Raw genomic sequence first — 13,021 nt, 5'->3', positions numbered from 1 at the left:
CATGATAACAAAATTAGCATGGCGAAATATTTGGTTTAAACCATTAAATACAATATTAAGTATTATTTTACTAACTTCAAGTGTAGCCATCATTACAGTATTAGTATTATTAGAAAAACAATTTGAAGAAAAGTTTACTAACAATATAGATGGAGTAGATTTGGTACTTGGAGCACAAGGAAGTCCATTACAATTAATCCTTTCTTCAGTTTATCAAGTTGATGCTCCAACAGGAAACATTAGCTATGATTCAGCAAAAGTTTGGATGCAACATCCTTTTGTAAAAAAAGCAATACCTTTAGCTTTTGGAGACAATTATAGAGGGTATAAAATTTTAGGAACTACTCCTGATTATTTAGAAAAATACAACGCAAAAATAAAAGAAGGAAGAATATACGAAAAGAATTTTGAGGTTGTTATAGGAGGAGAAATTGCTCAAAAATTAAATTTAAAAATAGGAGATGAATTTTTTGGTTCACATGGAGATGCAGAAGAAGGAGAAGTTCATGATCATTATGCTTATAAAGTCGTAGGAATTTCAGAAATTACAGGGAAAGTAGTAGATAATTTAATTTTGTGTACTATTCCAAGTGTTTGGCAAATGCATGGAGGACATGAAGAATCACCAGTACATGGAGAGGAAGGGCATATACATGAAGACGGAGATGAACACTTACAACATGAGCATGAACATCATCATGATATGACATTGAATGAGCCAGGAATGGAAATAACAGCCGTTTTACTTCAGTTTAGAAATAAAATGGGAATCGTTACTTGGCCAAGAATTATTGCACAAAACACAAAAATGCAAGTTGCATCACCAGCAATAGAAGTAAATAGACTATTTTCATTATTTGGAATAGGAATTGAAGCACTCCGATATTTAGCATACGGAATTATGCTAATTTCAGGAATATCAATCTTTATTGCCTTATTCAACACCTTAAAAGAGCGTAAAAATGAGTTTGCACTTTTAAGAGTAAATGGGGCAAAACGTTTCCAACTTTTAAAACTAATAATGATTGAAAGTATTTTACTTTGTATTGTAGGATTTATTTTTGGTACGATTTTGGGAAGAATAGCATTAATGCTCATTTCAAATTCAGCAGAACAAGATTTTAAATTTAGTTTCAATCCGTATGAATTTATTTGGAAAAAAGAAGGAATATTATTTGGATTAACTTTGTTAGTCGGATTTTTTGCTGCCTTAATTCCAGCGATAAAAGCATATCAATTAAATATTTCAAAAACACTAGCCAATGCGTAATTATATTAAAACTTCAATCGCTTTATTAGTTGTAATTTCACTTTTTAGTTTTAACAATAAAGAGGTAAAACCAACTTTCAAGAACAGTAAAAATACTACTTTAACAGATACTTTAACATGGAGTTTACTTAGTAAAATTGACTATTTAAAAAAACCAGATAAAATATATGGAGAAGTTATGTTTCCAGTAATTAATCCAAAATTAAAATCATTACAAGGAAAGCCAATAATTATAAGTGGATTTATTATTCCTATCGATAATAAAAACTATGCCATCAGTAAAAATGTTTTTGCAGCATGTTTTTTCTGTGGTAAATCAGGACCAGAAACAATAATGGGAATTAAATTTAAAGGAGATTTGCCAAAATTGAAAACAGATCAATATGTAACCTTAAAGGGAACATTTAGATATAATGATAACGATGTAGAAGATTGGATATATCATATAGAAAATGCCATAATCACTTCAGGAAAATAATTTGAAGCCCATTTTTTGGGCTTTTTTTAATCGCAATTCCTGCTATTCGTTTCAATCTATTATTTATGAGTTCTATAAGAACTCATAAATAATAGGATTTTCACTATTATCAGGGCTAATACCAAACAAAAGGAATAAAAAATGACTTTAAAAAATAAAAAACACCTCTTTTTTGATTTAGATCATACACTTTGGGATTTTGATAAAAATTCAGCAGTAGCATTTGATATCATCTTTAAAAAGCATGAATTTAATTTTACAACAAATGATTTTTTACAACATTACATACCAAGAAACCAATATTATTGGAAGCTTTACCAAGTAAACAAAATTTCACAAGAAGAGCTACGTTATAAAAGATTAAAAGATGTTTTTGATGTTTTAGAAGTAGAAATTTCAGACGAATTAGTATATCAAATTTCAGACGAATACATTTATCATTTACCAAATAGTAATCATTTATTTGAAGGAACAGTAGAAGTATTAGAATATTTAAAATCAAATTATATTTTACACATAATTACAAACGGATTTGACTTAGTTCAAGATAAAAAATTAAAAAATTCAAATATTAAACACTACTTTAGTACTATAACTAATTCTGAACTGGCAGGAGTTAAAAAGCCTCATCCAAATATTTTTGATTTTGCATTATCATCAGCAAAAGCAAGTAAAGAAGAAAGCGTTATGATAGGAGATAGCTTTGAAGCCGATATTGAAGGTGCTTTAGAATTTGGAATAGATGCTATTTTTTTTAATGAGCAAAAAGTAAGTGTCGAAAAAGAAGTGTTTCAAATTAATCATTTATTAGAACTCAAAAGTTTTTTATAACATGAAAAAAGTAATATTTATTATTGCATTGTTTTTTTCTTTCTTTCTTCAAGCACAAGAAAAATATAAATATGTAATTGTACCTAGTCAGTTTTCTTTTTTTAAAGAAGCAGATAAATATAATTTAAATAGCTTAACGAAATCATTCTTTGAAACAGAAGGATTTATTGTTTTTTATGATACAGATATACCAGATCATTTATTGAATGATAGATGTGAAATGCTATATGCAGATGTTCTAGAAAACAATAAATTATTTACAACAAATTTAAATGTTAATATAAAAGATTGTGCTAATAAGATAATTGCTGAAAGTGTAATAGGAACAAGTAGAGATAAAGATTTTCAGAGAGCATATACAATTGCTTTACGTAATGCTTTAACCTCGTTAAGAGGTAAACTAAATTTCGCAAACACTTATGTTAAATCTCAGAATAAAACACAAGAGATTAAAGAAGCGAAAAATATAATTAAATCTGAAAAATATAATAATTCTGATTTAATAGTAGATAATCAAACTATAAAGAATGATAAGAAGGAATTTAATGAGAAACTTACCGCTATAGAAACAGCTAGTGGGTATAAATTATTGAACTCAAAAGGACTAGAAATTATGGTTTTAGGAAATACTTCAGTAGATAATGTTTTTTTTGCTTACAGAGATAGAATACAAGGTATTTTAATAAGAAAAATAAATGATTGGTACTTTGATTATTATGAAAAAGGAGTGCTTGTTTCTAAAAAAATAGATATAGCTTTTTAAGCTTGAGGTATTTTTTAAAAAAAATTAATATCCATATTTATCTTTCCATCTATTCTTTAAAAATTGACGTAGTTCTTTTTCACGAGCATTATCGCCAGGTTCAAAAAGTTTAGTTTGAGAAATTTCATTAGGTAGAAACTCTTGTTCCGCGAAATTGTTCGGGAAATCATGAGAGTATTTATACTCTTCTCCGTAGCCTAATTCTTTCATTAGTTTTGTTGGAGCATTTCTTAAATGTATAGGAATAGATAAATCGCCTGTTTGTTTTACTAATTGTTGCGCTTTATTAATTGCCATGTAGCTTGCATTACTCTTAGCAGAGCTTGCTAAATAAATAGCACATTGACTTAAAATAATTCTGCTCTCAGGATAACCAATAGTTGTAACAGCTTGAAAAGTATTATTCGCCATTATTAAAGCAGTAGGATTTGCATTGCCAATATCTTCACTTGCTAAAATAAGCATTCTTCTTGCAATGAATTTCACATCTTCACCTCCTTCAATCATTCTAGCTAACCAGTAAACCGCTCCATTTGGATCACTTCCTCGTATCGATTTTATAAAAGCAGAAACAATGTCATAATGCTGTTCTCCCGTTTTATCGTATAAAACAGTGTTTTTTTGAACTAAATGTAGAACTCTTTCATTTGTAATGTCAATATCATCATCATTTGAAGCATTAATAACAAGTTCAAAAATGTTTAATAATTTCCTTCCATCACCACCAGAAAGTCTTAATAATGCTTCGGTTTCTTTTAATTGAATGTTTTTAGTTTTTAAAACTTCATCTGTTTTAATAGCTCTTTTTAAGAGAGACTCTAAATCTTCTTTTGTAAAAGGGTTTAATACATAAACCTGACATCTCGACAGTAATGCGGGAATGACTTCAAAACTTGGGTTTTCAGTTGTAGCTCCAATTAATGTTACCCATCCTTTTTCAACAGCAGCTAATAAGGAATCTTGTTGCGATTTGCTAAAACGATGAATTTCATCAATAAAAAGTATAGGATTTTTAGCAGTAAATAAGCCTCCACTTTGTTTTGCTTTTTCAATGACTTCTCGAATATCCTTAACTCCAGAATGTATAGCACTTAATTGGTAGAAAGGGCGTTTGCTTTCTTGTGCCATTATTTGCGCAAGTGTTGTTTTTCCTGTTCCTGGCGGACCCCAAAGAATTAAACTAGGAATTATTCCTTTTGCAATTTGGTGTGTTAACGATCCTTGATTTCCAACTAAATGTAGCTGGCTAATATATTCAGATAAATGTTGTGGACGGATTCTTTCTGCTAATGGTGCTTCCATTGTGTAAAATTAGCTAATGCATTAAAATGAAACAATTTTTAACCTGTTTTTTTAATAATTTTCTAGTTTAAAGAATTAGTTTTTTAATGGTTAAACTGACAAAAAATCAGAATTATTTTTTTGGTGTTATCTTTGAGTATAAAAACGTATGAGAAAAGAGAATTTAGATAATCCATTTATATTTACCCGTTCAGTTATATTGCTACCTGTCTTGTTTGTGCTGCTTTTATGGATTGTGTTTTGGTTTGAAACACGTTTCCATATTAGCCTTTCTCATTATGGTATTTATCCGAGAGAATCATTTGGAGCAAAAGGGATTTTATTTAGTGCTTTTCTTCATGGAAATTTACAACATTTAGTTAATAATTCTTTAGCATTAATTGTGTTATTAGCAATACTTCGTTTTTTTTATAGAGAACAATCTATTTTAGTTTTGATTTTTGGAATTTTATTTTCTGGATTAGGTACGTGGTTGTTAGGAAGACCAAGTTATCATATTGGAGCAAGCGGATTAATATATGCTTTAGTTAGCTTTATATTTTTTAAAGGAATTTTTACTAAATATTATAGATTGATGTCTTTGTCTTTTGTAATTGTTCTCTTATATGGAGGAATGGTTTGGTATATGTTTCCAGATGTAGAAAAAGGAATTTCTTGGGAAGGTCATTTAAGCGGATTTATAACAGGTTTAGCTATGGCATTACTTATGAAAACCCCACAATTTGCAAAACCTGTTATTTATGAATGGGAAAAACCAGATTTTAATCCAGAGGCAGATCCATTCATAAAAAATTTTGATGAGAAAGGAAATTTTAGCCCACAACCAAAACCAGAAGAAATAATAAGAGAATATTTTTCATCATCACTAAAAGTAATCTATGATTTTATTGGAATTAAAAACAAGTAGTTGATTATTTTATTAATCGTTGTCTTACTGTTTCATATAAAAATGCACCGCAAGCAACAGATACGTTTAATGATTCAATAGTTCCGTACATTGGTAGTTTTGCTTTGTGATCTACAATTTTTAATACAGAAGGATTCACTCCTCTATCTTCACTACCCATAATTATTGCAGTAGGTTCAGTAAATGAAATATCATAAATGGTATTATCTGTTTTTTCAGTAGCAGCAATAGTTTGGATGCCACTAGCTTGTAAGAAATAGATAGCATCTTTAATATGCTCAACTTTACAAATAGGAACATTGAACACAGCACCAGCACTAGTTTTTACAGTATCTCCATTTACAGGAGCAGAACCTTGTTTTTGTACAATAATACCATCTACACCAGTACATTCGGCAGTTCGTATTATAGCTCCAAAATTTCGAGCATCAGATAATTGGTCTAAAATAAGAAAAAGAGGTGTCTTTCCAGATTCAAGGATATTAGTTACTAAAGTTTCAATATCATGAAATGATACAGGTGAAATTGTAGCTACAGCTCCTTGATGATTTTTTGATGTTAAACGGTTAAGTTTCTCAACAGGAACATAAGAGAAGTTAATATTCTTCTTCTTCATTACCTTCATTAATTCTTGCATTAATTCTCCCTGACTTTCTTTTTGTATAAAAACTTTGTCAATCTCTTTACCTGCTTGGATGGCTTCGATTATTGCTCTTATTCCAAAAATTTGATTCTCTTTTTCCATGATGCAAATGTATAAAAAAAACCACCTCAAATGAGGCGGTTTAATTATTTTTGGAATTTTACTGTTATTTTAGTTTACATCCCAGAAAATAGGAGTGTCTAATTCATCACCACCTATTGCTGCAACAGCAGCATTATAGTTGCTTAAATTTAATGTTTGTTCTCTTAAAGGATAAGTGTATCTTTTAGGAACAGGGATGTTTGCAACAGCAGCTATATTCATAATTGGAGCATCATATTTTCTGTAAACTGACCATCCTTCAAAACCTCTGTTGTACATTGCTAGCCAAAACTGAAAACCAATTTTTTGTCTCCAAGTACCAGTTGCAGTTGTATAAGCCACAGATGGTTGAGCTAAGTATGTTGCAATGTCTGCCGTAGCAATTCCCCAATCATTCATTGATGCAGTTATTCCTGCATTATAATGTGATTCAGCAGTTCCTCCAACAGCATATCCTCTTTCAGTAGCTTCAGCTAATAAAAATTCTATTTCAGCATAATCTAGAAGTACGCCTCTAAATGTTTGAGTTTTTAATTGAGTTCCTATATGTGAGAAAGCAGGGAAGTTATTAACTGCTCCATACGTTCCGCCAAGGAATCTTGAAAAAGCTAGATCATCTCCAACTATATTTCCTGCTGTTATATTGATGATGCTGATTGTGTTAGTGGTAAAGCTTGAAATTTTTCCTAAAAAAATAGGGTCAGGAATAATACCGTCAGCTCCTGGTGGTAATATTCTAAAAACTCTATCTCCAATTTCTGGAGTAGTAATTAATGTTGAGCTAAATTCAATTGTAGTAGTTGTTGATGGAGGTGTTGGGTTTGTTATTGCTAAAATATCTCCTAAACTATATTTAATATTTTCATCAAAATAACTAACTCTTCTAGGGTCTTTGATGTCATTCATATAATTAACAATAGTATTTGCAGCGACAAAATCATTTCTTCCACTCTCTACTAGGTCAGACCATACAGGGTTAGCATTTGTCGAATTTGATTCATAGGCTAATGTTGCATTATCTGCATTTGAACTAAATATACCAGCAATTACAGCTTCTTCAGCATTGGTTTGTGATAAAGTGGTCATAGATGGTACATCTGCTATACGCATTGCTAGTTTGAATTTTACTGAATTCGCAAATTTTAACCACTGTGTAATATTTCCTCCGTAAATTTGATCAGAACTAGTAAATCCAGCATCTCCTGATATTGAAAAAGTATTTATGGCAGTGTTTATTCTTACAATTAAGTCTTCATAAATTGTCTTTGCGTCATCATATTCTGGAGTAGGTTCTAATGAGCCTTGTAGTGCAGCACTGTAAGGAATATTTCCATAAGTATCTACTAGTTGTTGCCAAGTATATACTTCTAAAACAGAAATCATTGCTATTTTATTAGGTGTATTTACCTTAGATTTTGCATCTTTCAAGTCATACAGTACATCACGATACATTTCAGAATAATGATTGTCTGCAACTCTTCTGTTGTTTAAATCATAATTAGATTCGTCATTATAAGTGGTTTGTGTCCAGTATTGTGAGAAAAGTCTAAATACATTTGTATTTATGTTTGGACTTTCCATTTGGTCAAATAAACTTTTAATAGAAGCGTTAAATAATGACTCCGCAGAAACTTGTGTTGGTTTATTAGGATCTCTATTTAAGTCTTCGTATTTTTCATCTGATGTGCAACTTACAATTAGTACAGATGATAATAAAATTATATATTTTTTCATAGTATTTTGTATTAGAATTCTAATTTTAAACTTGCTCCAATTTCTCTTACAGACGGGTATGCTCCAGACTGGTAACCTTGAATGTTTCCAGAACTTAATCCAGATTCAGGGTCAGAGTATGGTGTATTTTTATGAATAATCCATAGGTTTCTTCCTATTATAGAAAGAGAAAGTCTTTGTAATGAGAGGCTTTGTGTTAATTTGTCGGAAAAAGTGTATCCTATAGTAACTTCTCTCAGTTTTACAAATGATGCGTCGTATACATGTGCAGCTTGCGGATCATTTGCGACTCCCCAAGGACTTGTGTCTGCAAAAGAAGCATCAGCTACAACTGTATTTTGAGAACCATCAGCTTGTACTCCGTCTAAAATTACACCACCTCCTGCAGAAACAGGGTCTCGCAATGGATTGCCTAAATGATTGTTACCAGCTGTGAAGTCATAAAGTCCAGAGTAATAACCGTACCAAGTATCAAGAGAGAAAACATCTCCACCTTTTTGGATATCAATAAGGAAACTCAGATTTAAGTTTTTGTATTTTAAATTATTTTTAACTCCACCAGTCCAGTCTGGGTTAATGTTTCCTATTACATTATTGTTAGATGAAGTTTTTAAGTAATATCCATCTGTTCCGATAATTGGTTGTCCGTTTTCGTGATAAATATAATCTTTACCTCTGATTACTCCAAACGGTTCTCCTAAGGCAGCACCAAGTGTAATTCCTCCTTGCACTGAAGCTAGTTGGATGAATTCAATGTCTTCTGCTAGTCTAGTAACTTCACTTCTGTTTTGAGCATAATTCAATTTAATATCCCATGAGAAGTTTTCCGTTTTAATTGGTGTACCGTTTACCATTACCTCAAGACCTTTATTTTCCATGTCTGCACCGTTTAACCAAACGTTGGTTCCACCAGTAGCAGTTGATACATCAATTGGTGTAATTAAGTCAATAGTTTTTCTTTGATAATATGAAAAATCAAATCCAAATCTGTTTTTGAATAATTGAATTTCTAGACCTAATTCAATATCTTTAGATTTTTCTGCTTTTAAATTTGGATTATTAAAAAAAGAAGGGTTAGTTGCACTTGAAGCTCCACCAAATCCAGGAGTAATCTCATAAGTGTTGAATATTTGATATGGATCTGTATCGTTACCTACTTCTGCATAGTTGGCTCTAAATTTACCAAATGATAGCCAATCTTGTTTAATCAAGTTAGAGAAAACTAAACTTGCAGAAACTGATGGGTAAAAGTATGTATTGTTGTCTGACGGTAATGAAGAAGACCTATCTCTTCTAGCTGTTGCATCTAAGTAATACGTTCCTTTGTAACCTAATCCTATTTTTGCAAAAACACCATCAACTTTTTTAGTGTAGTCAACTTTAGTGTAGTCGTCAGTAGTTAAGGGGTTTGCGGAGTTTGCTAATGTGAATAGGCCAGGCGTAACTAGTCCTCCATTTGTGCTTGCTTCAATTGAGTTTAATTTATTTACTCTTAAGTTAAAACCTACTAATCCATCAAGTGTTAGGTTTTTGTTTACATCATAGTTTAATGTTCCCATTAAATCATAGTTGAATTCGGATGTTTTTCTTTGTGATGAAGTATAGTCAGATACACCGTTTGAACCTACATCTTTTCTCTCCTCTCTAAGTTCAGAATATGTATCATAGCTGAATCTACCTAATATATTAAACCAACTTGTTACTTCTTGAGTTAGAGTAAAGTTACCTATGTATCTATCTCTGCTATCATTTTGATAGTTTTTGTATAAAGTCCAGTATGGATTGTCTGTGTATTGTGGTATTCTATTTGTATTAGAAACAGGATTCCAAGTAATGTTTTGTCCAGTACTAAAGAATGCATTTCTTTGTTCGCTTATATCAACATTAGTTTGCCACCACTGACGAAAAGCTTGCATAAGATTACCACCGCTATAACCAGTTCCATTTCTACCTCTTCCGCTAGTGTTTATGTATGAAAAATCTACAGATCCCTTTAATTTATCAGTGAAATTTTGTGAGGCTGAAAATGATAAATTATTTCTTTTTATTTCACTGTTAGGCATTACACCTTCTTGTGTTTTATTTGTAAACCCTAATCTAAAACTACCTGTATCAGTGTTTTTACCAAATGAAACAGAATTTGTATAAGTAATTCCAGTTTTGAATATAGAATTTGGAGTGTTTTTAGCTGCAACCCATGGAGTAGCCTGTAAGTATCCAGGTAATTCTGGATATATTGAATTCCATTGGTAAACATTTAAGTTTGGATCGAAAGCAGTCCCGTAAGATGCATCTAAGTCAAATGGGACTGATAAGTCATTTGTACCATCCCCATTTATATCTATTGTACTATTTAATGTATTGTCTCCATCATAACCAGCTCCATATCTGTTTTGATATTTAGGTAATGTTTCCATGTCCACTGTTCCAGCTGTTACAGAACTTGTGAAAGAAACTCCAATTCCTTTACCTTTCTTGCCTTTTTTTGTTGTAATAATAATAGCACCATTACTGGCTCTTGATCCATATAGTGCTGTTGCGGCAGCTCCTTTTAAGACATTTAAAGATTCAATGTCATCTGGATTTATATCCATGGCTGCATTACCGTAATCATAACCTCCTCGTCCTGTTCTTTGGTCTGCACTATTGTTAGTGTTATTTATGATTGGAGTTCCGTCAATTATTATTAAAGCTTGATTATTACCACTAATAGAGTTATATCCTCTAACAACAATATTAGTTGATCCTCCCATAGTTCCAGATGATTGAATATCTAAACCAGCTACTTCTCCAGATAAAGCATCTGCAAAGTTTGTTACAGGTGTGTCAGAAATATCATCTCCTTTTACTTCTTGAGTTGCGTATCCTAAAGATTTTTTTTCTCGACTTATTCCAAGAGCTGTTACAACAACTCCTTCTAGAGTTGTTACGTCTTCAAGCATTTTAACATTTAATGTTGTTGAATTAACAACAACTTCTTGTGTTTTCATACTGATATAGCTAAAAATCAAGGTGGTTCCTTGTTTTACGCTAATTCTAAAATTTCCATCAAAATCAGACTCAGTACCATTTGTGCTTCCTTTTTCTAAGATTGAAACACTTGGTAAGGGTTGTCCGTTTTGATCTGTAACTGTTCCGGAAACAGTTGTTACTTGGGCGAAAATAAATTGCCCTAACATTATTACTAAGAGTGTTAGTAATCCGTTAAACTTAGATTTCATATTTGTTTATTTGAATTAGTTGTTTCAAAATTCAAAAAAAAAATATTGTAATCCTAATAAATTTTAATGTTTTTTTAACATTTCACATAAAATTTATTAAAAGTTTGTTTTAAAACTAATTTGAATAATTGAATTTGAAAGTTTGATAGCTTGGTTTTTTGTTGACCCATTTGAATAAATTAAATGGAATAATCCATTTTTTGTTAATATTTCAAAGCCTATTCCTATTCCTAGTAATTGATTTTCTAGTTTTGATGTTTTATCTTGAATATATCCGTAGTCTAAGATTGAATGTATGTGTATTGTAGGTGAAAGTAAGTATCGGTATTCGGAAATTATACTCATGAATGTATTTGCTTGTAATGAATTTTCTCTGAATCCTCTGATTGAATTAATCCCTCCAAAACGATATAATTCATTTATTACAAATTGACTACTGTCAAGATAAAAAGATTGGTTTTTTATAAAAATTGTGTTTTTTTGATTTAAATTTATGATATGACTTGCTTCTAGTTGAATGAAAAATTGTTTTTCTTTTTTAATGTTTGTTTTTCTATTTCCTATTCCAGTATTGAGTGAAAAAAAAGTTTTTTCTGGGTAAAAAAAGTTTTCTTTATTTTTTTTTGAGTATTCAAAGGTTAATGTGTAGAATTTGCTTTTGTAATTGGATAATGAATTAGTATTTATGTTTTGAATATCTACCGAAGTGGTGTTTTGGATGCCTAGGTGTATTTTTTTATTTAATGTAAAATAGTATCCCAAATCGAGTTTTGATTGTGTATTTTGAAATAAACTATCCTGTTTAAATATTTTTAAATTTGCTTTTATTCCGAAAGATGTTTTGAATAGATAAGGTATTTCTGTGTTAAGAAAAAAGGATGTTTGGTTGTTTCCGTCATTTTTCCAATATAAGTTGAATTTTTCTGCTGAATTCAAGATATTGTGTAAGGAGAGGTCAAGGTAGCCATTGAAAGTTAGATTGTTTTCTTTGTCATTTGAGAAGCCAACAAATCCATCAAATTTATTTGGTTTTGATTTTTCTAAATAAGTGAAAATTTTTGTACTGTCTTTCGTGAATAATATTTCAGGATATTTTTTTTGATTGACAAAGTTAAATTGGTTTAAATCTTTATAGATGGTAGATACTAAATCTTGATTAAAAGTTTTGTTTTTTAATTTTTTATTAAAATTGGTTTTGATATTTTTAGGGAAATTATTGTATCCTAATATGATAAGTTCGTCAAATGTTCTTTTAGAGTTTAATTTTATTATTAAATCAGAGGTTAGGTGGTTGTTAATTATGTTTTGGTTTGTTAACTGTATTTTGGCTAAGGAAAATCCTTTTTGTTCTAGTGTGTTTAGGTTGTGTTGTATCCAAGATTGAGTCTCTTGAATAGGAATTGATATGGTGTCTTTTTTGAGATTAAGTAAAGTTTTGTTTTCTCCTATATATATATTAATGAAAGAAGTTTTTTCTCCAATATTGTAATTGAATAAAAATGTACTGTCATTTATTTTTGTTTGCTTTACTAAAAAGTATTCAAAATACCCAAATTTAGTAAGTGTTGAGTCGAATTCTTTAATTGTGCTGATTATAGAAGAAATATCTTTGTGTTTTTTTAAGTAATTTATGCTGTCTATTGTTTTTGTCTCGTTTTTTGTACTTCCTTCGATTTTTAAATTAAAATTTTGCCCATTAGATAAATGAGTATTGATAAAAAAGAGTAAAATATAAAGTTTTTTCATTGTTGTAAAATAACGTAAAAAAAT

The 13,021-nt window shown here is 30.3% G+C and carries 10 protein-coding genes; 5 read left to right on the top strand and 5 right to left on the bottom strand.

Annotated features, from left to right (window positions below):
* The first annotated feature begins 1 nt into the window (after position 1).
* The 4 genes from LXD69_RS01055 (at position 2) to LXD69_RS01040 (ending at position 3,342) form a co-directional block, all read left to right on the top strand.
* Positions 2-1,270 (top strand): ABC transporter permease, encoded by a 1,269-nt coding sequence (locus LXD69_RS01055; protein WP_045968462.1) that lies wholly within the window; start codon positions 2-4, stop codon positions 1,268-1,270.
* Positions 1,263-1,748, top strand: a complete 486-nt coding sequence (locus tag LXD69_RS01050; RefSeq protein WP_045968460.1) for a hypothetical protein — start codon at positions 1,263-1,265, stop codon at positions 1,746-1,748. The genes LXD69_RS01055 and LXD69_RS01050 overlap by 8 nt, the downstream gene beginning before the upstream one ends.
* Positions 1,749-1,889: 141 nt before the next feature.
* A complete protein-coding gene (locus LXD69_RS01045) occupies positions 1,890-2,579 on the top strand; it encodes a YjjG family noncanonical pyrimidine nucleotidase (RefSeq protein WP_045968458.1) in 690 nt (229 codons plus the stop codon).
* A 1-nt stretch (position 2,580) separates the two neighbouring features.
* Entirely contained in the window at positions 2,581-3,342 is a 762-nt protein-coding gene (locus tag LXD69_RS01040; RefSeq protein ID WP_246916757.1) for a hypothetical protein, read from the top strand.
* Positions 3,343-3,366: 24 nt separating this feature from the next.
* Here LXD69_RS01040 and LXD69_RS01035 read toward each other — a convergent pair whose 3' ends face one another.
* Positions 3,367-4,644: a replication-associated recombination protein A gene (locus LXD69_RS01035; protein WP_045968454.1), complete on the bottom strand. Its 1,278-nt coding sequence runs from the start codon at positions 4,642-4,644 to the stop codon at positions 3,367-3,369.
* A 148-nt stretch (positions 4,645-4,792) separates the two neighbouring features.
* Between LXD69_RS01035 and LXD69_RS01030 the strand changes: the two genes are divergently transcribed.
* Positions 4,793-5,551, top strand: coding sequence for a rhomboid family intramembrane serine protease (locus LXD69_RS01030; protein ID WP_246916754.1), 759 nt, complete (start codon positions 4,793-4,795; stop codon positions 5,549-5,551).
* A 4-nt stretch (positions 5,552-5,555) separates the two neighbouring features.
* Here LXD69_RS01030 and rlmB read toward each other — a convergent pair whose 3' ends face one another.
* The 4 genes from rlmB to LXD69_RS01010 all read right to left on the bottom strand — a co-directional run bounded on the left by rlmB (position 5,556) and on the right by LXD69_RS01010 (position 12,997).
* The gene (gene rlmB / locus LXD69_RS01025; RefSeq protein ID WP_246916751.1) at positions 5,556-6,296 is read right to left on the bottom strand and encodes a 23S rRNA (guanosine(2251)-2'-O)-methyltransferase RlmB; all 741 of its coding nucleotides are present in this window, start codon (positions 6,294-6,296) and stop codon (positions 5,556-5,558) included.
* 69 nt (positions 6,297-6,365) lie between these two features.
* Positions 6,366-8,030, bottom strand: a complete 1,665-nt coding sequence (locus LXD69_RS01020; protein ID WP_246916748.1) for a SusD/RagB family nutrient-binding outer membrane lipoprotein — start codon at positions 8,028-8,030, stop codon at positions 6,366-6,368.
* 11 nt (positions 8,031-8,041) lie between these two features.
* On the bottom strand, positions 8,042-11,251 hold the full coding sequence (locus LXD69_RS01015) for a SusC/RagA family TonB-linked outer membrane protein (RefSeq protein WP_246916745.1): 3,210 nt from the start codon (positions 11,249-11,251) through the stop codon (positions 8,042-8,044).
* 96 nt (positions 11,252-11,347) lie between these two features.
* Positions 11,348-12,997 (bottom strand): BamA/TamA family outer membrane protein, encoded by a 1,650-nt coding sequence (locus LXD69_RS01010; RefSeq protein ID WP_246916742.1) that lies wholly within the window; start codon positions 12,995-12,997, stop codon positions 11,348-11,350.
* Positions 12,998-13,021 lie beyond the last annotated feature (24 nt).

The sequence above is a fragment of the Flavobacterium sediminilitoris genome (assembly GCF_023008245.1).
Classification (GTDB): Bacteria; Bacteroidota; Bacteroidia; order Flavobacteriales; family Flavobacteriaceae; genus Flavobacterium; species Flavobacterium sediminilitoris.
Note: the sequence above shows the minus strand (reverse complement) of the source record. Positions and strands in the feature narration are given on the sequence as shown.

Coding starts and splice junctions, on each gene's coding strand:
- LXD69_RS01055 (WP_045968462.1), top strand. CDS start 2: ATGATAACAAAATTAGCATGGCGAAATATTTGGTTTAAACCATTAAAT.
- LXD69_RS01050 (WP_045968460.1), top strand. CDS start 1,263: ATGCGTAATTATATTAAAACTTCAATCGCTTTATTAGTTGTAATTTCA.
- LXD69_RS01045 (WP_045968458.1), top strand. CDS start 1,890: ATGACTTTAAAAAATAAAAAACACCTCTTTTTTGATTTAGATCATACA.
- LXD69_RS01040 (WP_246916757.1), top strand. CDS start 2,581: ATGAAAAAAGTAATATTTATTATTGCATTGTTTTTTTCTTTCTTTCTT.
- LXD69_RS01035 (WP_045968454.1), bottom strand. CDS start 4,644: ATGGAAGCACCATTAGCAGAAAGAATCCGTCCACAACATTTATCTGAA.
- LXD69_RS01030 (WP_246916754.1), top strand. CDS start 4,793: ATGAGAAAAGAGAATTTAGATAATCCATTTATATTTACCCGTTCAGTT.
- rlmB (WP_246916751.1), bottom strand. CDS start 6,296: ATGGAAAAAGAGAATCAAATTTTTGGAATAAGAGCAATAATCGAAGCC.
- LXD69_RS01020 (WP_246916748.1), bottom strand. CDS start 8,030: ATGAAAAAATATATAATTTTATTATCATCTGTACTAATTGTAAGTTGC.
- LXD69_RS01015 (WP_246916745.1), bottom strand. CDS start 11,251: ATGAAATCTAAGTTTAACGGATTACTAACACTCTTAGTAATAATGTTA.
- LXD69_RS01010 (WP_246916742.1), bottom strand. CDS start 12,997: ATGAAAAAACTTTATATTTTACTCTTTTTTATCAATACTCATTTATCT.